At 55.0% G+C, this 24,394-nt stretch carries 26 protein-coding genes and 1 pseudogene; 13 read left to right on the top strand and 14 right to left on the bottom strand.

All coding sequences use genetic code 11. From position 1 onward, the window contains the following. The first annotated feature begins 35 nt into the window (after positions 1–35). From ACI9KD_RS04835 to ACI9KD_RS04825, 3 genes are read left to right on the top strand one after another with little or no spacing between them, the layout of a single operon-like run. Complete coding sequence (locus ACI9KD_RS04835; protein ID WP_414980027.1) at positions 36–389, top strand: HesB/IscA family protein; 354 nt, start codon at positions 36–38, stop codon at positions 387–389. Positions 390–391: 2 nt separating this feature from the next. Then, the gene (gene sufT, locus ACI9KD_RS04830; RefSeq protein WP_414980026.1) at positions 392–934 is read left to right on the top strand and encodes a putative Fe-S cluster assembly protein SufT; all 543 of its coding nucleotides are present in this window, start codon (positions 392–394) and stop codon (positions 932–934) included. Between the two features lie 32 nt (positions 935–966). Beyond that, entirely contained in the window at positions 967–1,410 is a 444-nt protein-coding gene (locus ACI9KD_RS04825) for a SufE family protein (protein WP_414980025.1), read from the top strand. Positions 1,411–1,712: 302 nt separating this feature from the next. On the opposite strand, the gene ACI9KD_RS04820 is transcribed toward ACI9KD_RS04825, so the two are convergent. The 3 genes from ACI9KD_RS04820 to ACI9KD_RS04810 form a co-directional block, all read right to left on the bottom strand. After that, entirely contained in the window at positions 1,713–2,168 is a 456-nt protein-coding gene (locus tag ACI9KD_RS04820; RefSeq protein WP_414980024.1) for an Hsp20 family protein, read from the bottom strand. A 104-nt stretch (positions 2,169–2,272) separates the two neighbouring features. After that, a complete protein-coding gene (gene purT, locus ACI9KD_RS04815) occupies positions 2,273–3,457 on the bottom strand; it encodes a formate-dependent phosphoribosylglycinamide formyltransferase (protein ID WP_414980023.1) in 1,185 nt (394 codons plus the stop codon). A 22-nt stretch (positions 3,458–3,479) separates the two neighbouring features. After that, entirely contained in the window at positions 3,480–4,328 is an 849-nt protein-coding gene (locus tag ACI9KD_RS04810; RefSeq protein WP_414980022.1) for a class I SAM-dependent methyltransferase, read from the bottom strand. 108 nt (positions 4,329–4,436) lie between these two features. Between ACI9KD_RS04810 and ACI9KD_RS04805 the strand changes: the two genes are divergently transcribed. Then, on the top strand, positions 4,437–6,200 hold the full coding sequence (locus ACI9KD_RS04805; protein ID WP_414980021.1) for a DUF885 domain-containing protein: 1,764 nt from the start codon (positions 4,437–4,439) through the stop codon (positions 6,198–6,200). A 21-nt stretch (positions 6,201–6,221) separates the two neighbouring features. Here the strand turns inward: ACI9KD_RS04805 and ACI9KD_RS04800 are convergent, their stop codons facing one another. The 9 genes from ACI9KD_RS04800 to ACI9KD_RS04760 form a co-directional block, all read right to left on the bottom strand. Next, a complete protein-coding gene (locus ACI9KD_RS04800; protein WP_414980020.1) occupies positions 6,222–7,805 on the bottom strand; it encodes an ABC transporter ATP-binding protein in 1,584 nt (527 codons plus the stop codon). 5 nt (positions 7,806–7,810) lie between these two features. Next, positions 7,811–8,698 carry an ABC transporter permease gene (locus ACI9KD_RS04795; RefSeq protein WP_414980019.1) on the bottom strand — a complete coding sequence of 296 codons (888 nt, stop codon included), beginning with the start codon at positions 8,696–8,698 and terminating at the stop codon, positions 7,811–7,813. Beyond that, complete coding sequence (locus ACI9KD_RS04790; RefSeq protein ID WP_414980018.1) at positions 8,695–9,630, bottom strand: ABC transporter permease; 936 nt, start codon at positions 9,628–9,630, stop codon at positions 8,695–8,697. Before ACI9KD_RS04790 ends, ACI9KD_RS04795 begins: the two co-directional genes overlap by 4 nt. A gap of 31 nt (positions 9,631–9,661) precedes the next feature. Beyond that, positions 9,662–11,320, bottom strand: coding sequence for a peptide ABC transporter substrate-binding protein (locus ACI9KD_RS04785; RefSeq protein WP_414980017.1), 1,659 nt, complete (start codon positions 11,318–11,320; stop codon positions 9,662–9,664). After that, positions 11,320–12,948 carry a peptide ABC transporter substrate-binding protein gene (locus tag ACI9KD_RS04780; RefSeq protein WP_414980016.1) on the bottom strand — a complete coding sequence of 543 codons (1,629 nt, stop codon included), beginning with the start codon at positions 12,946–12,948 and terminating at the stop codon, positions 11,320–11,322. The genes ACI9KD_RS04785 and ACI9KD_RS04780 overlap by 1 nt, the downstream gene beginning before the upstream one ends. A gap of 160 nt (positions 12,949–13,108) precedes the next feature. After that, a complete protein-coding gene (locus tag ACI9KD_RS04775) occupies positions 13,109–13,768 on the bottom strand; it encodes a hypothetical protein (protein ID WP_414980015.1) in 660 nt (219 codons plus the stop codon). Between the two features lie 9 nt (positions 13,769–13,777). Next, entirely contained in the window at positions 13,778–14,278 is a 501-nt protein-coding gene (locus tag ACI9KD_RS04770; RefSeq protein WP_414980014.1) for a bactofilin family protein, read from the bottom strand. A 100-nt stretch (positions 14,279–14,378) separates the two neighbouring features. Beyond that, on the bottom strand, positions 14,379–14,939 hold the full coding sequence (locus ACI9KD_RS04765) for a hypothetical protein (RefSeq protein WP_414980013.1): 561 nt from the start codon (positions 14,937–14,939) through the stop codon (positions 14,379–14,381). Between the two features lie 13 nt (positions 14,940–14,952). Beyond that, the gene (locus ACI9KD_RS04760; RefSeq protein ID WP_414980012.1) at positions 14,953–15,582 is read right to left on the bottom strand and encodes a class D sortase; all 630 of its coding nucleotides are present in this window, start codon (positions 15,580–15,582) and stop codon (positions 14,953–14,955) included. A 208-nt stretch (positions 15,583–15,790) separates the two neighbouring features. Here ACI9KD_RS04760 and ACI9KD_RS04755 point away from each other — a divergent pair, with 208 nt between their 5' ends. The 4 genes from ACI9KD_RS04755 to ACI9KD_RS04740 are packed head-to-tail and all read left to right on the top strand — an operon-like array spanning position 15,791 to position 17,680. Then, complete coding sequence (locus tag ACI9KD_RS04755) at positions 15,791–16,240, top strand: EF-hand domain-containing protein (protein WP_414980011.1); 450 nt, start codon at positions 15,791–15,793, stop codon at positions 16,238–16,240. A gap of 25 nt (positions 16,241–16,265) precedes the next feature. Continuing rightward, positions 16,266–16,814, top strand: coding sequence for a sigma-70 family RNA polymerase sigma factor (locus ACI9KD_RS04750; protein ID WP_414980010.1), 549 nt, complete (start codon positions 16,266–16,268; stop codon positions 16,812–16,814). Continuing rightward, a complete protein-coding gene (locus ACI9KD_RS04745; protein ID WP_414980009.1) occupies positions 16,801–17,229 on the top strand; it encodes a hypothetical protein in 429 nt (142 codons plus the stop codon). Before ACI9KD_RS04750 ends, ACI9KD_RS04745 begins: the two co-directional genes overlap by 14 nt. Then, on the top strand, positions 17,222–17,680 hold the full coding sequence (locus ACI9KD_RS04740) for a periplasmic heavy metal sensor (protein WP_414980008.1): 459 nt from the start codon (positions 17,222–17,224) through the stop codon (positions 17,678–17,680). Before ACI9KD_RS04745 ends, ACI9KD_RS04740 begins: the two co-directional genes overlap by 8 nt. Before the next feature lie 39 nt (positions 17,681–17,719). Here the strand turns inward: ACI9KD_RS04740 and ACI9KD_RS04735 are convergent, their stop codons facing one another. Then, positions 17,720–18,448: a TorF family putative porin gene (locus ACI9KD_RS04735; protein ID WP_414980007.1), complete on the bottom strand. Its 729-nt coding sequence runs from the start codon at positions 18,446–18,448 to the stop codon at positions 17,720–17,722. A gap of 307 nt (positions 18,449–18,755) precedes the next feature. Between ACI9KD_RS04735 and ACI9KD_RS04730 the strand changes: the two genes are divergently transcribed. Next, positions 18,756–19,175, top strand: a complete 420-nt coding sequence (locus ACI9KD_RS04730) for a hypothetical protein (RefSeq protein WP_414980006.1) — start codon at positions 18,756–18,758, stop codon at positions 19,173–19,175. A 70-nt stretch (positions 19,176–19,245) separates the two neighbouring features. Beyond that, on the top strand, positions 19,246–20,733 hold the full coding sequence (locus ACI9KD_RS04725; RefSeq protein ID WP_414980005.1) for a hypothetical protein: 1,488 nt from the start codon (positions 19,246–19,248) through the stop codon (positions 20,731–20,733). 45 nt (positions 20,734–20,778) lie between these two features. On the opposite strand, the gene ACI9KD_RS04720 is transcribed toward ACI9KD_RS04725, so the two are convergent. Continuing rightward, a complete protein-coding gene (locus ACI9KD_RS04720; protein WP_414980004.1) occupies positions 20,779–21,372 on the bottom strand; it encodes a DUF4136 domain-containing protein in 594 nt (197 codons plus the stop codon). A gap of 162 nt (positions 21,373–21,534) precedes the next feature. Between ACI9KD_RS04720 and ACI9KD_RS04715 the strand changes: the two genes are divergently transcribed. The 3 genes and pseudogenes from ACI9KD_RS04715 to ACI9KD_RS04705 form a co-directional block, all read left to right on the top strand. After that, positions 21,535–23,073 carry a long-chain-fatty-acid--CoA ligase gene (locus ACI9KD_RS04715; protein ID WP_414980003.1) on the top strand — a complete coding sequence of 513 codons (1,539 nt, stop codon included), beginning with the start codon at positions 21,535–21,537 and terminating at the stop codon, positions 23,071–23,073. Between the two features lie 60 nt (positions 23,074–23,133). Then, positions 23,134–23,748 carry a DNA-3-methyladenine glycosylase family protein gene (locus tag ACI9KD_RS04710; protein WP_414980002.1) on the top strand — a complete coding sequence of 205 codons (615 nt, stop codon included), beginning with the start codon at positions 23,134–23,136 and terminating at the stop codon, positions 23,746–23,748. A gap of 69 nt (positions 23,749–23,817) precedes the next feature. Further along, positions 23,818–24,394 (top strand): annotated as a pseudogene (locus tag ACI9KD_RS04705) (hypothetical protein); the annotation flags it as partial.

Raw genomic sequence — 24,394 nt, 5'->3', positions numbered from 1 at the left:
CTGTGCTTGTCTGGCGAATACGGGAGTAAAAGACAGTGAGTGTTGAAACGTTTGAATTTGAAGGGCCGCTGCGGGTTACCGCCGCGGCGTCGGAGCACTTTCGTAATAGTCTCGCTTCGGCAGGGAAAACGGCAGTGCGTATTAGTGTGCAAGAGAGTGGCTGCACCGGTTTTAAGTACGTGATGGAAGAGGTTGATAACGGCGAATCTGATGATGCGCAAATGGCTTTGGACAATGGCATACAGCTTTTTGTTGCCGCGGATGCTTTGGAGTTTCTCCGTGGCACCGAGCTCGACCTCAGTCGCGAGGGTATCAACAAGGTTTTGAAGTTTAATAATCCCAACGTGGTCGCTGAGTGCGGCTGCGGCGAAAGCTTCAGCGTAGCTTAGCGATGTCATCACAGGAAAGAACGCTGCTGACCGTGCGTCGGGAAGTACAGGGCCGCTTGGTACCTGTTGGGGACGCGGTGACGGTGCCAATGGACAGCTTTGTCACCCTCACGCAATCTCTAGGCGGTAACTACACCATTGTTCACAACGGCAACATGGTGCGTATTGATGGTACTGACGCCGATGCCCTGGGCCTTGAGGGCTTAACGCTGAGCTTTGAGCCACCCAGTGATGGACGTATCAGTGAAGAGCAAGCCTGGGAAGCGTTGCACACGGTGTTTGATCCAGAGATCCCTGTGGACCTTGTGAACCTTGGTCTTGTGTATCGCGTAGAGGTCGATCAAGAAGCTCAGTGTATTAACGTTGTCATGACGCTGACAGCGCCGGGTTGTGGCATGGGCCCCGTGTTGGTGGGTGATGTTGAACATCGCCTGCGCATGGTGCCGTTTGTCAAAGACGTTAGCGTAGAACTGGTATTCGATCCGCCTTGGAGCAAAGACATGATGTCCGAAGAGGCGCAGCTAGAAACCGGTATGTTTTATTGAGACGTTGTTTGTATGAGTGTTACTGAGTTGTTATGACCGCCCCCGTGAATCCTTTTGGTGCTTCTGTCACCGCCGACGATATCGTAGAGAATCTTGATTTTTTTGATAACTGGGAAGATCGCTATCGCTACATTATTGATCTGGGCCGGGAGCTGCCGGCTATGCCCGCGGAGCTGCGTAGTGACGAGCGATTAGTGCGCGGCTGTCAGAGTCAGGTTTGGATAGATGTAAGCGACGAGCAAGAACGCTTGCAGCTCAGCGTTGATAGCGATGCCTTTATTGTGAAAGGACTTTTGGCCATTGTGCTTGCGGCCTTGAACAACAAGTCACCGTCAGACGTTCTCGCATTTGACATCAATGCGTACTTCGAAGAGCTGGGTCTGATCCGCCATCTCTCGGCGACTCGAGGCAATGGCCTTCTGGCGATGGTAGCGAGAATTCGTGACGAAGCCGTTAAACGCAGTCAGCCACAGTAAAAGCCTCACTGCTCCGGTCCTCGGAGCCTCGCTGTGGCACTGACAAGTTGAGGTAGGCGGTAGTCCTTTGAGCGTCCGTCGAGTGCTTCTAATCGTGTGAGGGCGTCTTTGGAGATGCGCGAGCAGCTACAAAGGACTACCGCGTGTTTCGCCGACGTTTCGGTCCTCAGAGAAAGCCTGCGGACCGATAGTTGACGCTAAGCGCCGGCCTTGATCCCGCTAACCCGCGATGAACCACAAAAAAGCCGGGCATCAATGCCCGGCTTGTTAGAGAGCGAACGACCTGGCGTTCGCGATGATACTTAGGCAGCGTTCTGTTCCAGCAGACTGCTCTGGCCTAGACCTTCGATGGCGATTTTCCTAGGCTTCATCTCTTCGGGTACTTCGCGCTCTAAGGCGACATGCAAAAGCCCGTTCTCAAGCTTCGCAGACACTACTTTGACGTGTTCTGCGAGTTGAAACTTGCGCTCAAAGTCACGCGTCGCAATGCCTCGGTGTAAATAGTTACGGCTGTCGCTATCGCTTTGTTGTCGTCCGCTGATCACAAGGCCATTCTGCTCGCTGGTTATATCCAGCTCATCCTCGGTGAATCCGGCGACTGCCATAGTGATGCGGTAGTGGTTCTCTTCGACCTGCTCGATGTTATAGGGCGGGTAGCTGGGCTTGCTGTCGCGGGCTACCGAGTCCAATAACGTTGCCATGCGGTCGAAGCCGATGGCGGAGTGGTACAAAGGTGAAAAATCAATGGTGTTTCGCATAATCATATTCTCCCAATGAAGCAATATTGTTTAAACGGGCCTCCCAATTGAGCGCCCGTGTTACTTATTTGGGGACATGCTGTTGTTTTTTCAAGGGTTGGAAATTAACCGAGGGTGACTTGCACCTCGGCCGCTGCGTTGCAGGCTTTGCTTCGGGCGCTGTCGATATCGTCGCTGCAAGCTAGTGCAACGCCCATACGCCTGCGGCCCGCGATGGTGGGTTTGCCAAACAAGCGAAGCTCCGTATCCGGCCGAGCCAGCGCCGCGGCGAGGTTGCCGTATTGAATGTCTTCGGAGTGACCCTCAGGCAGGATCACTGCTGAGGCAGATGGGCCGCGCAGGCGAATTCCTGGAATCGGTAATCCCAGAAACGCACGAACATGTAATGCAAATTCTGATAAATCTTGAGAGATGAGCGTGACCATGCCAGTGTCATGTGGACGAGGAGACACTTCGCTGAAGTAAACCTCTGTTCCTTTGATAAAGAACTCAACACCGAATAGCCCTTTACCACCCAGAGCGCCGGTGACACGCGCCGCAATATCTTCACACTGTTGGAGGACCTCGGGGTCCATGGGGTGTGGCTGCCATGATTCGCGATAGTCACCATCTTCCTGACGATGACCGATAGGAGCGCAAAAGCTCACGCCTGCTATGTGCTGCACGGTGAGCAAAGTGATTTCGTAATCAAAGTCCACGAAGCCTTCGACGATGAGGCGGCCAGCTCCTGCGCGGCCTCCCTCCTGACCGATGTCCCAGGCAGATTGTATGTCTTGGGGTCCGCGTACAACGCTCTGCCCTTTGCCTGATGAGCTCATGATGGGCTTCACTACACAGGGTGTACCCATCGCTTGGATTGCCGTCGTGAAAGCTTCCCTGCTGTCCGCAAAACGGTAGGGTGATGTGATGATGTTCAGGGACTCCGCAACCAGTCGACGAATGCCTTCGCGATTCATGGTCAGCTGGGCGGCCCGAGCAGAGGGGACTACCTTAAATCCTTCGTCCTCGAGTTCTGCCAGGGTGTCCGTATTGATGGCTTCGATTTCCGGGACGACAAAGTCTGGCTTCTCTTTCTCGATAACCGCGCGCAGGCGTTCCCCATCCAACATGGAAAATACGTAGCTGCGATCTGCAACCTGCATCGCCGGTGCGTTTGGGTAGCGGTCACAGGCAATGACTTCCACGCCCAGGCGCTGGAGTTCAATGGCGACTTCTTTGCCAAGCTCACCGGCCCCACACAGAAGTACCCGGGTGGCTGAAGACGCGAAGGGTGTTCCAATTGTCGGCATGTGTCTGTTTACCTTATGTTTGCTAGTTGTTGGCCGTTACCAGCCAAACTGCACCCGGTAAGGATAGGCTGTTGTTTTGAAAATACGGTGCCAGTACCTCGGCTGCTGCGGCGTGAACGGCGTCTCGCGTAATGCTGTCTACGTCGGCCAGGAAGCGCCCCACCGGTCCGGTATTGACCATCTCCCTAGCGGTTGCCTCGAACCCGCCGCTGTCCTCCCAATCCATGCTGATGGTATGCGGTGTTACTACGATGTCGTTCCAGCCAGCGTCTCCAAGCAAAGAGGTGATGTACTCCGACTCTGCAAATGCGAAGGGTCCGGGGCTTCTCGGCTTGGGCGGCGGCGGCGAAGGTAGCACTGATAATGCGGCTTTCAGTGGAAGCGCGGTCCAGGGGTTGTTCGCCAGAGATTGCCAGCAAGCGAAAGCAAGCCGGCCCCGGGGTTGCATAGCACTGCGCAGATGGGTGAAGGCCTCGGTCGCGTCTTCGAAAAACATGACACCGAAACGCGAAAACAGCAGATCGAATTTCTGGTCGCCAAAATCATGGCATGACGCGTCGGCCTCGACAAAATTCACACCTTTACCGGCGTCGCCTAGACTCGCCAGTTCTTGTCTGGCGACCTCAAGGAGAGGGGCCGACACATCGACACCAAGTACCTCAGCGTGGGGTTCCAGCCTGGCGGCGAGCATCAATGTTTCACTTCCGCCGCCGCAGCCCACATCCAAAGCCGATTTGGCATCTTCAATGTTTGCGTGATCCATAAGTGCTTCGGCCACGGGTGCCAGCATGCGCGACATCAAGGCGTCCCGTTGGGCCCATTTGCGTCCCGCGTCGCCATTCCAGTAAGCAATTTGCTCGTCATTATTCACTGCAGGTTCTCCATTAGTTTGCTAAGTGTAAACCCAAGGGCGAAACAATTGAGACCCGAAGATCCCTGATGTATTGTGAGCAATCCTATTGGAAGAGACTTCACTCCCATGCGAACAATTTCTGCAATGTTTGCGCTGTTGGTGTTAGCCGCCTGCAGTGCCAGTAACGTACAGACCCCCATGGGCGGCACGAGTGCTGATGCACAGTTGTCGGCTTTGTATGAGCGAGAGTGGGAGTGGCGCCAAAATGAGTTTGGAAAGCAGCGTGACGACAGTGGCGCGTGGATAAAAAAGGCGGGTCTTGCCGATGTCGGTGCCACGGCGCAGAAGCAGCGTCTTACTTACTGGGAGGCAGCCTTGGAGGAGTTGAACACGATCTCTGTGGCACAGCTTAGTCATGAAGGGGCGATTAACGCCGCTGTTTTTCGGCAAATTATCGAGACCCTCGCGAACGATGCGCGCTATAAAACCTATGAAGCCCCCTTAAATTCAGACACTTTTTTCTGGGCAGGCTTACATCCGCAAAATGGTGGCTTTACTGACGCCGAAAGCTATCGGCGCTATTTGGGCAGGCTTCGAGATCTACCACGCTTCTTTGCTCAGCACAGTGCCAACATGCGCGCGGGCATGGCTCGGGGTTACACGGTGCCTGCAGTGAGTTTGAAAGGTCGTGACGAGTCTATCGAGGCCTATCTCCTCCCTGGGATCGATAACCCCTACTGGATACCGCTTGATGCATTGCCCGCCATGATGGATGAGAGCCAGCGAGACCGTTTGCAGGCTGAGGCTCGGGAGGTCATTGCTACGCAGGTGGTGCCGGCCTATACAGAGCTTCTGAAGTTTATGCGGGAAGAGTATTTACCGGGCGCTCGAACGACGCTTGCCGCTCGGGATTTGCCCGATGGCGAAGCGTTCTATCAGTCGCAGATTCGTGGGTTTACGACCCTTGATCTCACCGCGGAGCAGATTCATAACACGGGACTTGCGGAGGTTGAGCGACTGCGCGCGGAGATGGAACTGATTCTTGCAGAGCTGGATTACGACGGTGATATGGTGGAGTTCTTTCATTTCCTTCGCACGGACCCGCAGTTCTACGCCAAGACAGCCGACGAGCTCATGGGCTACTCGGCCTACGTTGCTAAAAGGATGGATGGCAAACTTGCTGAAGTGCTGGGATTTTTGCCGCGACGGCGCTTTGCGATCAATCCCGTACCTCCCGCGATTGCACCGATCTATACCGGCGGGCGCGGTGGTCTGAACGCCTGCCTCATGAATACCTATAACCTCTCTGCAAGGCCTCTATATACGCTCCCTGCGCTGACGCTGCACGAGTGTGCCCCGGGGCATGCCTTGCAAGCAGCAATCTCGCTTGAGGCACCGGGAGAGATACCGGAGTTTCGTGCCCAGAACTATTTTTCTGGCTATGGCGAAGGATGGGGGCTCTACACCGAATGGTTGGGAGGCCAGATTGGTATCTATCGGACACCCTATGAGCGCTTTGGGCAGTTGACCTATGAGATGTGGCGGGCCTGCCGTCTGGTGATAGATACGGGCTTGCATCAATACGGGTGGAGTCGGGAGCAGGCAATTGCCTATCTTCGCGATAACGCTGCCATGTCAGAGCACGAAATCACCACTGAGGTGGATCGTTATATTGCCTGGCCCGCACAAGCGCTGGCCTACAAGCTCGGAGAAATCCTGATTCGAGAGAAGCGTGCCCGGGCCGAAAGTGTGCTTGGCGCTGACTTCGATCAGCGGTACTTCCACGACAGCATCTTGGGACTACGCTCGGTACCTCTGACGGTACTGGCATCCGAGTTGGATGCCTGGATCGACGCTGGTGGTCCAAACCCCTACCCTGATATTCAGTAGTAGGGGCTGCGGTCGAGGCCCTTAAAGCAGGGCACGACCGGGAATGGCTTGCAATAACTGTTGTGTGTAAGCCTGCTGCGGCGAGTTGAATAAGGACTCGCCAGTCCCTTCTTCTACGATCTTGCCCTGGTACAACACGATGATTCTATCGGCTAGATGCTTCACTACTGCGAGGTCGTGGGAGACGAACAGCATGGTCAGTCCGTACTCGCGGCCAAGCTCTAACATCAGATCAAGAATCTGTGCCTGAATGGTTACATCAAGCGCAGACACGGGTTCGTCGGCAACAATAAACTCTGGTCGCGTGGCCAGAGCGCGGCCAATGGCAATGCGTTGCCGTTGGCCGCCGGAAAATTCATGGGGATACTTGCGGACAAAAGCCCGGGCCAGCCCGACGTCATCCATCAGTTTGAGGACGCCGTCGGCAACCGTGCGACGTGTTTCAATACCGTGAAGTAGTAGCGGTTCTGCCAGGGTATCGAATACCGTCATGCGGGGGTTTAGGGATGCAAAAGGGTCCTGAAAAATCATCTGCATACGCCGGCGCATCTTTTTTAGCGCTGGCCCATCGAGCGCCGTAACGTCGGTGTCACTGAAGGTCACCTGTCCCTCGCTCACCGGCACCAAACGCAGCAGGGATCGTCCGATAGTCGACTTTCCCGAACCCGACTCTCCCACCAGGCCAAGAATCTCACCCTTGTGGATATCGAAGCTTACGTCATCGACGGCTTTGACCGTTTCACCTCCGGGGACCTCAAACCAGGTCTTTAGATTACGCACTTGGATCAAGGGTTCAGCATCCTGCGACTGCGGTACCTTGGTACCGGCGGGAATGGCCGACAGCAGTTTCCTTGTGTAAGGGTGTTCGGCGTTACTGAAAATTGCAGCGCGGTCGCCGGACTCTACAATCTTGCCCTTTTGCATCACGCAAATGTCATCGGCGATGTCTGCCACCACAGCCAGATCGTGGCTAATAAAGATGACGCCGATATCGCGTTTGCGCTGCAGCTCGGCAATGAGCTGAAGGATCTGTGCCTGAATGGTGACATCCAGTGCTGTGGTGGGTTCGTCGGCAATCAAGAGCTTGGGCTCATTGATGAGCGCCATTGCGATCATCACCCGCTGTCGCATGCCGCCGGAAAACTCGTGAGGAAAACTGTCCACGGTGTTTTCTGGATCGCGGATACCCACTTCACCCAATAGCTCGATAGCTCTTGCCCGCGCCTCGGACTTGCTGGCTCCCCGGTGATACACGATGGGCTCGACCATCTGCTTGCCGATGGTCATGTAGGGGTTTAGGCAGGTCATGGGGTCCTGAAAGATCATGGCGATATCCCGTCCCCGGATCTTACGCAATGCTCGCTCCGAGCATTGCAGCAGGTCTTTGCCGTCAAATAGCGCCTGACCTCCATCGATTCTGCCCGGCGGCATGGGGATTAGCCCTAGCAGGCTGTAGCAGGCAACGGATTTACCCGAGCCTGATTCACCGATAATCGCCGTAATCTTGCCCGACTCGACGGTGAAGGAGATGTCATCTACCGCCTTGTTAACGCCATTGCGAGTGACAAAGCTCACCGCCAGATTCTTGACTTCAAGTAAAGCCATAACGCTTAGTCCTTTGAGCCGCGAACATCCAGCGCATCGCGCAGGCCATCGCCGAGAAAGTTAAGAGAGAAGAGCGTGACGGTCAGGGCCAGCCCCGGGAAGATGAGCAGCCAGGGATATTCCTCCATGGTCTCGGCGCCGTAAGAAATGAGCAGCCCCCAAGAGGTTTGAGGAGGCTGTACACCCAGACCCAAAAAGCTCAGGAAGGCCTCCAGGAGCATCACGCCGGGGATAGTCAGCGTGGTGTACACGATGATCGGTCCCAGCGCATTGGGAATCAGATGGCGACGGATAATCGCGCCTGGAGAGAGCCCCAGGGAGATTGCGGCTTCGACAAACTCTTGCTGGCGAAGCGATTGCACCTGCCCGCGCATGATCCTTGCCATGGTGAGCCATTCAACGGCCCCGATGGCCAAAAACAGCAGCAGCAGATTACGTCCGAACACGACCATCAAGAGAATAATAAAGATCATAAAGGGGAGGGCGTAGAGGATATCCACCAGCCGCATCATGACAGCGTCTACGCGACCACCGGCATAGCCTGCAATGGCGCCCCAGGTAATACCGATGACCAAGGCTACCGCAGTGGCAATAAAGCCTACCGCAAGAGAGATACGTCCGCCGTAGAGGATCTGCGTGAGCATATCGCGCCCGAAGATATCTGTTCCTAACCAGTGTGCCGCGGAGGGTGGCGTTGCACCCAAATCAAGGTCTTGCGCGTCATAAGCATAAGGCGCAATGAGGGGTGTGAGGAGCGCCAAAAAGACACATACCAGGAGCACGCACAGGCCAATAATGGCGAGGCGATTCTTACGCAGTCGTAACCAGGCGTCTTTCCACAGTGAGGTGCCTTCTTCTGCGCTGGCGATGTCCGATAGCACTTCGGTGTTCATGATGCGCCTCCGATTTGATGACGCAGTCGTGGATTCATCCAGGCGGCCATGATGTCGGACAGTAAATTGAATAAGACGATGAGCGCAGAGAGGAACACCGTGGTGCCAAGGATCATCGTGTAGTCGCGGTTAAATGCCGCTTGTACATAAAATCGGCCAAGGCCGGGTATCTGGAAGATTGTCTCCACCACAAATGAGCCGGCCAGAAGTCCTGCGAAGGCGGGTCCTAAAAAGGTGACGACGGGCATAAGCCCGCCACGCAAGGCGTGCTTCGTGACTACCTGCCATTCCGGCAGGCCTTTGGCGCGGGCTGTGCGGATGTAGTCCTGCGACAGAACCTCGAGCATGCCCGCTCGGGATAGCCTAGCTATATAGGCGGCATATCCGGCGCCGAGCGTAATGCTAGGTAAAATTTTGTCCCCGGGTATATCGCCCCAGCCGGACACCGGTAGCCACTCCAACTCGATGCCAAAAAACAGCACCAGTAAGGGGCCGAGGAGGAACGAGGGCATACAAATTCCGATCATAGCCAAACTCATGGGGATGTAGTCCTGCGCCGTGTTGGGCCGCAATGATGCGATGACTCCCGCCAGGCCGCCGATGAGTACCGCAACGAGTAAGGCATAGAATCCCAGTTCTGCCGTGACGGGCAGTCCCGCACCTATAAGCTCATTAACGCTTCTCCCCGGATATTTAAACGAGGGTCCGAATTCCCCAGAAGCAAGATCGCCAAGGTAGGCGGTGTATTGCTGAAAGAGCGGCAGGTCGAGTCGATACTGTTTTTCCAGGGCGGCTTTAACTTCGGGAATCACCGCTTTTTCACTGTCGAAGGGGCCCCCGGGCGCGACCCTGATGAGAAAGAAGGTCACCGTAATAACAGCCAGGAGGACCGGGATGGCCTGCAGTAATCGAATGCTGATAAATCGCCACATAACTTTTGTTTCCAGGGTCAGGGTTCCAGGTTCAGGGAGCTAAAGTTTGCCATGTCCACGCGGGTGCTTTTGGATCGAGCTCCACGTATTTGTAGTTTATATAGTCGATCTGATTCGACGGCATGCCTTTGACGCTCGGTTGCGCGAGACGTTTGACCTTGTAGGAATAGATGGGAATAAGCGGTGTATCTTCCAGCAGTATTCGCTCCGCTTCTCTGTAGAGAGTCATGATCTTGGCTTTGTCTTTTTCTGGACGAATCCTGTTGAAAATGATGTCGTCGAATTCGTTACTGGCAAAGCCACTGCGATTGGTAGGTCCGTTGCTGACCATACGGTCAAGAAAAGCACTCGGCACTATGTCCCCAATCCAGCCCATGCGCGCAATCTGATAGTCCCGGTTTTCGATGGTATCGAGATAGACCTTCCACTCCTGATTCGCAAGCGTGACATCGATGTTCAAATGTTGCTTCCACATCTGCTGTACGGCGACGGCGACACTGCGATGATTTTCGCTGGTGTTGTAGTTAAGCGTGATGGCAGGAAAACCCTTCCCATTGGGGAATCCGGCCTCGCTTAAGAGTCGCCGGGCTTCTACGGGATTAAACGCCAATACCTGGGGGTGTTCGTAGTCCGGCATACCCAAAGCGACATAGTTGGCCGAGGGCAGCACCGTATCTTGAAGTACCGTGCTTGCGAGGGTCTTTCGATCCACCGCCAGCGCGAGAGCTCGCCTGACCGATAGATTGTCCAAAGGCGGGCGCTTGTTGTTGAGTAGATAGTAGTAGGAACCCATGTAAGGCCCTTCCACCATGGGGCTTTCGGGCTGCTCGCGATATCCCTTCACCTTATTATTGGGCACCATGGAGGTACTGTGGAGTTGCCCGCTGCGGAACATCCTTTCTTCGGTGGTGGCGCTTTCTATAGGCCGGAACACCATGGCATTGAGCGCTACCTTGTCGTTGTCCCAGTAATAGGGATTACGTTTGACCTTAACAAAACGCTGCATTTTCCAGTCTTCGAGAGTAAAAGGTCCGTTACCCACAAAGTTCTCGGGTTTGGTCCAGGCTGAGTAGCGATCGGTCATCGCGCCGTGCGCTTCGATGGTGGCGCGATGGACCGGGGCCATGTAGACGTAGGCAAAGTTCAGTAAGGCAAAAGGGTCTGGGTATGCGAGCTCCACCCGCAGGGTATGCGGATCAATGACGCGGATCCCCACGACATCAGCATCATCAATCAGGCCTTTGCTGTACGCCTCCGCATTGCGGATCCCATAAAACACCTCTATCAAAAGGTTACCCATTGCCGGCGTGATGGCACGCATCCAGGACCAACGAAAATCCTCGGCCGTGATCGGTTCTCCGTTAGACCAGCGAGCGTCAGGATTGAGATAGAAGGTAATTTCGGTGCGGTCTTCACTGAACTCCCAGCGCTCGGCGACACCGGGCTCGACGGACAGATCGTAGGGATTATAGGTGATCAGGGCTTCATACAGCGCCCCAGCGATACGTGAGTCCGGGGAACTGCTGAGTACATGAGGGTCCAAAGACTGGGGCTCCGTGCCGTTGCCCAGGTAAAGCACGCCATCGCGATTTCCCTGTACCACCCGGGATTCTCCCGGGGAGCACCCCGCCAAACCTGCGACAAGTGCTGCAATAATCAGCGCGCCTGAGACCGGTGCGCAAAAGCGCATTACTCGCAGGGCTCTGCTGAGCTTGTGCGCTGGGGATCGAGCCAGACGTATCTAAGATTCAAGGAGTCCATGAGATTTGTCGGCATGCCGCACACACTATGCTGCATCAGGTGTTTGCTGGTGTAGGTGTAGAGGGGAATGATGGGCATCTGCTCCATGAGCATGGTTTCGGCTTTGTAGAAGGCCGCGTAGCGCTCTTCCCGGGTCTTGGCCTGGGGTGCGATTCTCTGTATCAGCTCATCATAGGCCGGGTCGGCATAACCTGTGTTGTTATTGCCCCCGCCGGTGAGAAACAAATCAAGAAAATTATTGGGGTCCACATAGTCCCCAATCCAACCGCGACGTGCGAGGTCGAAGTCCATATTCGTTACGGAGTCCAGATAGACCTTCCACTCCTGATTGGAGATGGTGATTTCGATGTTCAGTGCGTCTTTCCACATTTGCTGCAGCGCGACGGCGATCTTTCGGTGTGCTTCCTGCGTGTTGTACACAATCTCCATTCCCGGCCAGCCTTCGCCGTTGGGGTAGCCTGCTTCTGCAAGCAGTGCGCGTGCTTTGTCCAGGTCGAACTGGAAGGTCTTCGGTGGCTGATAGCCCAAGGTGCCCGGGGGTGTGATGCTGTAGGCAGATACCGCGGAATTTTGCATCACTGATCGCATTAGCGTATCGCGGTCTACGGCCATAGCCAGCGCGCGACGCACTCTGGCGTCATTCATCGGTGGGCGGAGCGTGTTCACCAGATAATAGTAAGTGCCCAGATAAGGCTCCTGGTAATAGGGGGAGTTCTCCATGGCCTGATAGGCGGGAATCTTGTCCATGGGGATCGTACCTGTGTAATGCAGCTGCCCCGCCCGAAAGCCGCGCTCCTCGGATACCGTGTTTTCTGTGGGGTAAAACACCACTTTGTTGAGCCGAACACGATCTTTATCCCAGTAGGTGTCGCTTTTACGCACGATGATGCGACGGTTGAGTAGCCATTCATCAAGAACGAAGGGCCCGTTGCTCACCATGTTCTCCACACGCGTCCATTTGGTAAAGCGATCGGTGAAGGCGCCGTGTTTTTCGATGGTGGGGCGATGCACGGCAAAGGTGCTGTAGTGATCCATCAACTGTAGAAAGTAGGGTGTCGTGTCGGTGAGGGTCACTACCAGTGTTTGAGGGTCCGGCGCTTTGACGCCAACATCAGCAAAGTCGTCAATTTCTCGAGTGAAGAATGCCTCGGCATTCTTAACCGGAAAGAGCATGTACGCGTAGAGATTTCCCATCTCTGGATGTAGCGCCCGCATCCAGCTCCAAACGTAGTCGTCGGCGGTGACCGGGTCGCCATTGGACCAGCGGGCTTCGGGATTGATATGAAAGGTGATGACGCGACCGTCTTCACTAAAGTCCCAGCTTTGTGCGACACCGGGCTCAGGTTCCAGCGTGTAGGGATTTTTGACCGCCAGACCTTCAAACAGCGCTCTGATCAAAATGTTCTCTGGGACACCTGTGACTACGTGGGGATCAAGTCCCTGGGGTTCGCTGCCATTGCCGTAATGCAGAACGCCCTCGCGATTGCCCTGCTCCACATTGGACTCTCCGCCATCGCAGGCTGTGAGCAGCATCGCCGAGAGCAACGGTAACAACATGACCCATTTGCGAGTCGAAGAATAAACGGCAGGCGAGGCGTGATAAATGCCGTGGAGGTGGGTTGTGCCAAACGATGGTATAAACAAGCTGTATTACCGCTTATTGTCTATCGATAATCGAGTATACGCAAAGCGTGGAGAGCTGCCCAATGACCGATCTCTATCTTGCGACCTGCTCTTTGCCGGCGTCACTAACCATTAAGAATTCGAGACGCCCATCTCCGAGAAGTACGCCGTGATCAATGCGCAGATCCGGGCCCAAAGCGTCATTGACCACTTTGCGATTGTGCGGATACAGCGTTGCCGGGGTTTGCGTTTGCACCGAGATAAGGTTGTCGCCCGCCATGCCCATATGCCGCAGGAGTTGTTCGGCACCGCGTTTGTGCAACATGAACCCGTGTCCACGACAGTCTGCGCTCACGTAGCGTCGTAGCAGACCAGCAAATGCTGAGAGCGCATGCTCATGGAGGTGGTTCAGAGTGTCCCAGAAGAACACGAGGTCATAACGATACGCACCCATAGAGGATAGCAATCCACTGAGCTCCAGCTGCATTTGCTGGGTTGACGGGGGGTCGTCCATGCGAGCTTCCAGGCCTGCGGACCATTCAAGCAGGCTATCGGCGGCATCCAGCACACATAAGCGGCAGGAGAACTGATTAAAAAACTCCAGACTGCCACTATTGGCGCGACCAAAATCCAGAATATTCAACGCACCCAAAGACGCCAGCCGCTTTTCGTCGAGCATTACCGGAAGCAATCGACTCGCGACGGTCGTCGGGGGATTATTGCGATCGGACTTTTTACCGAGTAGACCGACCACGGGATTTAATTACCCGGCCTTGTCGATACTGCGAACCTCGGGGGCTGCAGAAGACATCGGCTTGGCCGTGACCGCGGGCTTACTACCGCCCATATCGATGCTGCCTTTGAAGCGGCCGCCGTCTTCGAGCATGACTCGGGGAGAGCTGATGTTGCCTTGCACGTTGCCTGAAGCACAGATAACAACACGCTCGCTTCCGTCAACGTCACCTTTTACTTCGCCCTCTATGCGCACGGTTTTTGCGCTGATGTTGGCCTGAACTCGGCCGGATGTGCCTACGACCAGTTCATTGTCCGTCAGGGTGATAGTGCCCGTGACTTCGCCCTCGACCAGCAGATCTTCGCTGCTAATGATGTCGCCGTTGACTTTAACCTTTGATCCGATCACTGCGAGTACTCCCTCTGGGCGCTTTGCTATTGTGCTTGCTTTGTTGGCGACGGATTCCGTCTTGGAGGCGGCAGCAGGAGTTGGCTCCTGCTGCCGAGGCTTATTGGTTTTACGTTCAAACATGGTGTCGCTCTTGTGTTAAATCTAATGACCGCCCGGACAAGCCCTTGCTGCCGGCTGCAGGGCGATCATTAGTCTCATTAAACGAAAGTCGAATCCTAGTTCAAGCCTTAGCGCATCGCAATCTGCGTTGCGTGGTCATGACAAATCCCAGGCCCAACAATGTTAAACCAAGGCCTAGCGCTGCGTATACCGGCGAGGCCGTCTTGGGCATTGCAACGACCACTGCCTCTTCGATGGTGATCATTTCCTCATCACCATCAAAAGCGCCATCGTGCACGGCAAGAGCAAAGCGATCTTCAGGAATATAGACACTCAGTTCCTGTCCGGGGAATAGTTCGCTGGCCCGGTACTTCCGCCCATCAATGTCGGCTCGCCAGCTATTGTCGACGTTGATGCTTCGCTGAGCGCCCTGACTTCCGTCGGTGTGCTGTGGACGGAAAGTCAAACGGTTACCCCGAACTCGCGTTAACTCGATGGTGACTTTGGCATACATCTCGTCATTACGTGCATAAACACCCTGGCATGATAGGGCGATATCAGGGTTTGCCGCTATCACCTGCGCCGACCAAACTAGGTCGTCACAGGTGGGGGCGGGTTCTTGTGCCAATGTCTGGCCGCTCAGTGCAACGGCGATCGCTGCGCCTATGATGTGCTTTTTCAATTTTTATTGCTCCTTAGGAAGATTGGCCGGCGGTGAGGGGTGTCCGCGTCGGTGCGGCACGGACGAGAAAACGCTGGGGGGCGCTACCCGCAAAATAAAACGGATAGCAGGTAACGATAGTCAAACGTGGGCCCTCAGTTTCCTGTAGATAATGCAGTTCTTCAGGATCGATGATGCGTAAATCTTCGACAACAAAGCGCCGCTCCCCGTTGAGGGTGTCCAGAATCAGGCTGTCGCCGATAGCAACGTCCTTGAGTATTCGAAAATAACCATCTCGGTGCCCAGCAATACCGATGTGACCCGGTTCATGGGGGTAAGCCATGCCGTCGATGACTCCAGCACCTCGATCCATATTTAAATCACTGGCGCTGTTATAAACGGGAACCGACAATCCCAGCGACGGCGCCCGAAGTATTGCCAGCACAGGCGTATCTTCCGTTTCGATGGCACGTAAATAGGCATCCTTTCGAATGTCGGACCAAAGCTGCATATCGGGCATTGCATCGAGGGATTGAGCAGCGCGCACTTCGCTGCGCAAAAAAACCGTGACGGCAAATGCCAGCAACACGGCGGCACTGAGATAGCAGGCTAACTCCAGAATCGGCTTTGCAGAGCCTTCACGAAGCGGGTTAACTTGACGCACGGCTCGCCCTCTGGAAGCACTCTAAGGTCAGGCTCATACTAAAGGCGCCGGTAACTGCAGGTCTAATTGTGTATCCCATCGTTCTAAGTTAGTGCGGAGGTGGGGGAATCACAAGTTGTATCTTTAGGCTCAATGCCGCGACGGATTCGACTTTCTTCTGCGTATGACTGAGTGATATGCAAGATTTTCGGTGATTTGGAGCAACACTATGAAGAAAATACGGTTTGTTTTGTCCAGCGTTACGGCACTGTTGGCGTCGATGACATCGATGGCCCAACCGCAAGGGGGGATACTGAGTCTGGACTCGGACGGCGACGGTCAGATAAGTCGTGAAGAGTTTCAGCCAGCGAAGCACAGAGGTGGCCCCAAGATGTTTAAGCGCGCTGACGCCGACGGGGATGGGGAACTGACGCGAGATGAAATGTTAGCGGCGGTGGAAACTGCCGGAGAGCGCCAGGCGAAGATGCCACAGATGTTTGACGCCATGGATACCGACGGTAATGGCGTAGTAAGTCAGACAGAGGCCCAAGACCAGGCATTCCAACGCATGGATGCCAATGGCGATGGTTTTGTCAGCGAGGATGAAGCAAAAGCCATGCACGAGAAGCGAGGTCAGCGTCGCAAGTCTGATACTAGGCAAGACTCCGATCAGTCCTGAATGTAGTCTGTAAATTTAGGTTTTTATGGATCGAGAGCAAGAAGCACTGCTCGTCGGACGCGTCGCCAAGGGAGATCGGGCGGCGTTTGGTGTGCTGGTGGAGCAACACCAGCGCCCCCTGTCGAACTACGCTAGACGAATGTTATCGGACGTCAGTGGCGCGGACGACATTGTGCAGGAAACCTTTGTGCGCTTGTGGACTCGCGCCGGCAGTTTCAATAGCGCCACCGCTCGCCTCACAACCTGGCTGCACAACATTGCACATAATCTTTGCATCGATAGCTTTCGGCGCAATGCGCGCCTTGAGTTTACTGATGACGAAGCTCGGCTGGAGTCAGCAGACACGGGGCCCTACGCCGATTTTGAGGCGATGGAGAAAGCCGATCGTGTGCGCTTGGCGCTTCAAGGCCTCTCCGAGCGTCAGCGTAGTGCTTTATTGATGTGTCATTACCAGGGCTTATCCAATCGTGACGCCGCAAAAATCCTGGATGTATCGGTGGAAGCTCTTGAATCGCTGTTGGCAAGAGGAAGGCGTCGTTTGAAAGAGGAGTTACTAAGCAATGATGAGTCCTGAACGACTCCAGGAATTGCTGGATACCTATGGTGCCGCCGAAGAGCGGTGGCCGGAACATCAGCGGCAAGACATGCGCGCCTGTTTGGATGCCTTTCCAGAGATGCGGCGTCAGTTGTTTGAGGCCCGGGACCTCGATACGCTGCTAGACAGCTACATCCCCGCAGATGTTGATCTGGAGCAACGCATTTTCGATGCATTGCCTGTCTCGTTGCTCGACCGCCTTTTGAACTGGCTACTGCCCGAAGTCCCACAGTTCTGGTGGCGTCCGGCGATGGCGGCAGCGCTGCCCTTGGTGCTGGGGCTGGCGATTGGTATGGGGTCACATGACATCGTCCCTGCTGACCTGATGACAGATTGGGAGGCGCAAGAACGAAGCTTGCTACTGCCTGTGACCGGAGCGGATTGGTATGAATAGGAACACCGTATTAATTATGGCGCTGCTGCTGTCGTTGGCGGTGAATCTACTGATCGCAGGTTTTGTCATCGGGAAGAAGCGTGGTTCTGCTGTTGAGTCACCGCCGATGGCTTGGGCGGTTGAGCATCTGTCATCCGACACCCAGCGACGAGTGCGAGGACAGATGCGTGCTCAGCTGTCAGAGGTACGGCCCTTGCGCGAGGACATGCGTAAAGCCCAGGCCGCGGTGCGTAAAGCGGTGGCTACCCAGGACTATGACTCTAAGGCTTTGGAGTTGGCGCTAGAAAAATCCCGCGAAGTCAGCGAGCGCTACCAGGCTCTGATTCACAAGAACTTGGTGAAAGTGGCAGCAGAGTTGCCTCGCGAGCAACGTATTGCACTCGCCAGAGCAGCTTTGCAGCGAGGGCAGGACACAAAAATGCCGCCACGACCGCCGAAAAATATCCGGTGATCGGGACGGCTAAGCTCGCAGTGAACCTGGTGGTTTGCTCTAGAGTTCGATGTCTACAGAGTAGGAAACCACAACCTTGTACTGGTCGTTGTCATACCCGCCGTCAGCGGCTGGGCCGCTGACATTTGTGTCTGTGAACATGAACCCGAATCCGCCCTTTGAGAGGCTGATGTTGTAGTCGTAGTAGCCGCTATCAGAACCATTGAAGGCCTCGGCAAAATCGCCATCGTGGTAACCCATGTGCAAGCCAATTCCGATGCCGTCGCCAACTTCAAAGCCGTAGTCCGCAGACACGTAGTAGGTGCCGCCAGCGCCAAAGTCCTGCCCTGGTGCTTCGTCTGCCTCGGTGTTGGTAAGAACGTAGGCGGCTGCGCTGAATCCACCGATGCCCGCACGTAAGTACACCTCACCAAAGTCAAACTCGGCTTCTTTGTCGTAGTTGTAATACAGGTAGCCCACGTCCCAGCTCACACCGCCTGCGTCAAAGGCGTAACCGCCGTAGACATCGTGCTCGTAGGAATAAACGTCCGATGGACCGTAATTAACGTTAGATACCCAGGTACCTGCGTAGAAGCCGCTGTCTGAGGAGTAGTCGATGCCACCCTGAACGGCTGAATTGTTTTCGGTCTGTGTGAGTCCTCGCCAGATGTAGTTGTTGGTGACGGAGGCATTGGCGCTCAGTTCCCCGGCGTGTGTCGGCGCTGTAAATGCACAGCCTGCCAGTGCGGTCAGCGCGGCAAAACGCTTCAGATTTTGCATGTTTTGCATGGATACCCTCTCTACCCTAAAAGTTGTTTGTGGTGCACGGTGCGCGGTGCCTTTAGGGACCGCTTCACGTTCGCCCGAAACTGTATGAGCAAAAACCAGACCAGAATTGAGATATCCCCGCGTTTGGTGTCTTTATGTTCATTAAAGGGCTTGTTTAGCGGCAGACAGCGGGGCTTCAATGCTGTAGAAAGCTGCATCCTGGAGCGGCGCGCATCATTTTGGTGCGAAAGCTTCTGGATGTCTCTCAGTGCTTTCGGATCTGAAAAGCTTCGCTATACTCCTAGGTTTTACCTACCGGAAATTTCCTATGCGAACTGCTTTGACCCTTACCTTGAGTGCATTTTTCTTGCTGCCTGTGGCAAGTTTCGCTGATCCCTGCGCCGATGTGGTTGCCGATACTATTGCCGAAATGCGTGCTGGCGCCGACGGTTGGTGGAGTGATGACACTGAGAACCTCGTTCGTGCTGCCGCGGGTTCGGCCTGTATCAAAGCGCAGTCTGGACGCTATGGTGCGACTCACCAAAGCACAGTAGAAGAAATAGATGTAAGTACAGCCGGCCAAGGGTCAGATCAATCTGACAAGGCGGCTCACGCCGCTGCGACCGAAGCTGTTCAAGAGGACGATGACAGCTGGAGTGTTGGCGGGCTGACCTTTCGCAGCATGGCTGGCTCGCCCACGCAAAAGCCCTATGAGCGGCAGCGTCAGAGTAAAAAAGAAGAAGAGTAAAACTGGGCTGCTGATTTCCCGTAGTCAAACAGCCGTGTTAGTCCCAAAGCGCTACTGAATCCAGATGCCTATGTTGTTTTTTAGTGAGGCCGGCATCCGGGCGCTGCTCGCGCTTCTTACACTCGTTCTGCTTTCTGCTTGTGCGAGTGCACCACAGCCCTTGGCAGCCCTTAGCTGTGACGACGCTTACATCGCTCTGGAGGAGTTGGCGGTTCAGCGCGGTATTAGCCTGGGTGAGCCGCGGCGGGTTCATGGATTTCCTTCACTGGGGACTAATCGCGGCTTAGCGAGTTTTGATCCGGGATTGCTGACTCCGCGGCAGCGTGGGGATTGGCTGGCGCGCTTACAGGCTGCCGGCGTTGAGCGACGTCGCTTACTGAAAAATATGCTCCGCGATAGTGCTGTCCACAGACCGCTCCCGAGTGAACTGACCGGCTTTGATTTTCAGAGCTGCGACAGGCAGGACCCTATGGCTGTCGATGATCCTGTGTTGGATTGGGACGTTCTGGTGGATGCCTTAAAGGTTGATGATGACTATGTGACCTTCCGTCGGGCGCTGGGCTTGTACCCCCTGAGTTCGATCTTTGCGGGCTTGGGCATAGAGTCATTACAAAGCAGCATCCACGACAGCTATGCGCTGCCCTTGAACCAAATCCCCCGGTACGGTCGCTTACGTCGCTATTCACTGGCGTCTCCTGCGCAGACCGCTAAATCAAAGCAAAATCGTGCAGCGACACTGGATGGTATAGGTCGGGATAGTCTCGGGCTGCGACTTGATTTGGAATCAGCAGCTGCGCTGCGCGATCTTTTCGTGCGCCATGCGCCTACCGTTGAGATTGATGAGCTTGGCCCTTATGACATCCCTGGCGAACCCTATTTTGACGAGAACGGCTCTCCCGGCGTTGCCATTGAGTCGGCTTCTGCTTATCGCTACGCGAGCCTTATGCCTTTTGCAGGTGAGTTACATCTTCAGCTGAACTACGTGTTTTGGTTTGATCAACGACCGTCAACGGCTGCGATGGACAGTTTGTCGGGGGCATTGGATGGGCTCGTTTGGCGTGTGACCCTCGATAGCTCTGGCGAGGTTCTTTTGTATGACAGTATCCACCCCTGTGGATGCTACCAGCAGTTCTTTCTTAGCGATCGTGTGGAGGCGAGAGCCGAAAACGCCAAGCTTAGGGAGCCGCCGCTGATCCCTCAAAGGGCGCCGTCTACCGATGGCCCCGTGCTACGCATCAGCAGTGGTTCGCACTACCTTCAGCGGGTGTACGCCAGCTCATCTGAAGTTGCCGATGGAGTGGCGAATCGCAGCTATGAACTGGTTAATTACTCGGGTCTTTACTCGTTGGATTCCGTTGAAGGTCCCAGGAGCTTGTTTGATACCAACGGCATAGTGCCAGGCACTGAACGTGGTGAGCGCTTTTACCTGTGGCCCATGGGTATTCGTTCTCCCGGGGCTATGCGCGAACGTGGCCGTCAGCCGACGGCCTTTGTAGGTCGGCGTCACTTTGACGATGCCGATCTCTTTGACAAGCTCTTTAAACGGGTGCAGCGATAGCTGGCGAATTATGAGCGGTAAGCCTGTTTACCGCCCAGAACATCGTTACTGCGCCATTGACCCGGGGGGAAATCCCGCGAGAATTTCGTCAACGAATTCCTTGAGTGATTCATCGGGCTTGCGACGCATGCTGTCGGTAATGCGCTTGGTGGCAACGCCGTGCCACGCAGGTTTGTGTTCACTAACGTCATAAATGTCCAATGCCAGTGTTCCCTCAACATACTGTTGGACATCAACATTGGAGCCTCCGCCATATCCTCCGCCGTAGTACGGCGCCCCCCAGCCGCCCCACCCGCCATAGTAGGGTCGGTAGGGTTCGGGATAGCTATTGACCTTGATTTTGTCTCGAGCACCGACGGTGAAGCCAACTGCAAAATCCGCTGCTTCTGAGTCGGCCACCAAGATGAAACCTTTGGCATTCAGGTTATCCTCGGCCAGGCGCATGAGGCGGCCTTCAAGCAAAGGTGATCCCGGCGGTGAGCCTTCTGCGCGAATCATTGGATGGTCGCTAATGAATGCATAGGTTTTGTACCCGGAGAAATCGACGCTGCGATCGTAATCAATGACGGGAGGATTAGAGCTACAGCCAGCAACGGCGACAGCGATAGTGCTAATGAGCACCAAAAGAATTCTATTCATGAATACGATCTCTATTGTTGTTCCTGCAGAAATTGCAATGCGGCCACACACTATCACGCAGCGTCGATCACGAAAACGCGACATCACGTGTTTTCAAGCGAGGCAGTCTGGGCTAGGCTAACCTGATTAAGTCCTTAAAATCATAATAATGGATCGTTGCTTATGACTTCCGACATGAATATTGGTCAGTTTCTCGCGACTCGGGCACGAATGAGCCCCCAGCAAGAAATGCTTTACGACATTAAAGCAGAGCGGCGCTTTACTTTTGAGGAGTCCAATGCCCGGGCGAATCAACTATGCCATGCCCTATCGGGTATGGGGCTGGAGTCTGGCGACCGGGTGGCCGTGCTTGCCTACAACGGGCATCAGTTCGTGGAGAGTTTCTTTGGACCAGCCAAAGTCGGTCTGGTGATCATGCCCCTTAATTGGCGTCTCACCGCCGAGGAGTTGGCTTTTATTCTCAAAGACGGTGGTGCCAAAGCGCTGATTTTTGATGCCGACTTTAGGGCATTAGCGGAAGACTTACGTGCGCGTGGAGCTGTCGGCAGTGATGTCGAGCACTGGATAGCCATAGGGCCCGAGGCTCCGGACTTTGCGAGGCACTATGAGCGTTTGCTGGCACAGCAACCGGAGCATGAGCCCAAGGAGCTCGCGGTAGCCGAAGACAAGCTGTTCATCATGTATACCTCAGGCACGACGGGTTTGCCCAAAGGCGTGGTGCATACTCATGAGACGGTGTTCTGGGCGATCATCTCGATGGTTAACACCGGAGACATTCGTGGTACGGACCGTTACTTACTGCTATTGCCCCTGTTTCATGTGGGGGCGCTCGCGCCCATGATCGGCGCGGTTTACCGGGGCAATACCCTGGTCATTCTTCGCGACTTTGACCCTTTGAAGGTCTGGCAGTTGTTTGAGTCCGAGCGCATCAATACGACTCTCGCTGTTCCCGCAATGCTCAACTTTATGCTGCAAGTGTCGGGTCGGGAGAAGTACGACCACTCCAGCGTGCGCAATATTATCTGTGGCGCTGCGCCGGTACCCGTAGCGACGATTCACGCCTTCATCGATCTGGGTGTTGAGGTTCACCAGGTATATGGCCTGACGGAGAGCGGAGGGCCGGGCTGCTTAATTGTCGGAGAAGACTCTCTGGCCCACGTTGGATCTGCAGGCCGCGCGTTCTTCCACACCGAGGCGAAAATCGTCGATGGGCATGGCGACACTGTAGCCAATGGAGAGGCGGGAGAAATACTGCTGCGTGGGCGGCACATTATGAAAGAGTATTGGAATCGTCCCGACGCAACCGCAGAGACCGTTCAGGACGGCTGGCTGTACACCGGCGACATCGCCAGAATGGATGATGAAGGCTTCATTACCATTTGCGATCGTAAGAAAGACATGATCATTTCCGGTGGTGAGAACGTTTATCCGGCGGAGATCGAAAACGTGCTCATGCAGCATGATGGCGTGGCGGATGCAGCGGTCATCGGACTGCCCAGCGAGAAATGGGGCGAGAGTCCAATGGCGATTGTTATACGGGCCGACGCCTCTTTGGACGATGCATCAGTTTTGTCTTTTTGTCAGGGAAAACTGGCGCGCTTCAAGCAGCCGACAGCGGTTCGATTCGTCGATAGCATTCCTCGCAATCCTAGCGGTAAAATCCTCAAGCGGCTGCTTCGCGACACATACCTCAATGAGTGATCGAACTCGACCAGCGTAATTTGCACGACGCCGTAAAACCGTCCACTGAGTTAGTGATTTATGTCTGGACTTACCAAGCGTAGCTACGCCGCAGCTGTGGAGCTGCTTATGGCCGGTGATGATGATCTTGCTCAGATTATTGAACGCTTTGGCGTGCCTCCGTTTCTTACGCGCCCCAACGGGTTCGCGACGCTTGTGACTATTATTTTTGAGCAGCAAGTATCCCTCGCCTCGGCGAAGGCGACCTTCGACAAAGTCGCGTTACTACTACCCGAGTTTAGCGAGGAGGAGTACCTCAAATTGTCTGATGAAGCGCTACGTACTGCAGGGGTGAGTCGTCAAAAAATACGCTACACCCGGCTGGTTGCCCACGCGATTCTCGACGGGCACTTGCCTATTCGGTCCCTGACACGAAAATCGGATGCAGAAGTTCGAGAGTTGCTCACGGCGATCACGGGCGTGGGTAACTGGACGGCTGATGTTTACCTCATGCTGGCGCTGCGCCGACCTGATCTATGGCCCATTGGGGACCTTGCGTTGGTCAAGGCAGTCGTGACGGTGAAGGGTATCCGGGAGAAGCCGGACGCTCAGGGTCTGGAGGAATTGGGTGAGCGCTACCGACCCTACCGTAGCGTGGCCACACACATATTCTGGCGCCACTATCTACAGAGCTGATGTTTGATCGACTTGGTGCATTGCTGTGTGCTGGCTATGATGCGCTAAGTGCCTTCACGATTCATCGATATGTCTAATACACACAATTACTCATTTATTATCGGCCGCAGGAAACCCCTGTGCAAGTGCTCGATTTTTGCGTGGGCGCTTCTCCTCTGGGCGCTCTCATGCTCTACGGCGTTCGCGACGGTACTACGCCTTCATCCGCCCGATGACCGGCAGCTAAACTTTGCAGCACTGTCGACTATCGTTGAAGAAGAGACAGGTATTCGTCTGGAGCCAGATGCCAGTAACGTTGATGGCGATGATCCCATTGAGTCGCTGCTGGATGGTTCAGCGCAGCTGGCGATTGTTGAGAACACCAGGGCATTTCAGGCGGGCATACGTACCGTGTTGCCGCTCTATCAAAGTGTCGTGCACCTTGCCGCGAGAAAGGATCTAAGTATCGGCGAGTTGCGTGGCTCCGACCGCGCGCTGAAGCTGCAGATTGTTCACAATTCGCACACTGCTCGTCTTGTGCTCGATTTGCTGTTGGAGCGGGCATCAGATCTCCCCAAAGATTATGAAGTTTGGCAGCCAGGTGACCCCGGTCGTCCTGACGTGCTGTTTTACGTAGGCCCCATAAATCCTCAGAACACCAGCTGGT

The sequence above is a fragment of the Congregibacter sp. genome, assembly GCF_047617445.1.
Taxonomy (GTDB): domain Bacteria; phylum Pseudomonadota; class Gammaproteobacteria; order Pseudomonadales; family Halieaceae; genus Congregibacter.
Note: the sequence above shows the minus strand (reverse complement) of the source record. Positions and strands in the feature narration are given on the sequence as shown.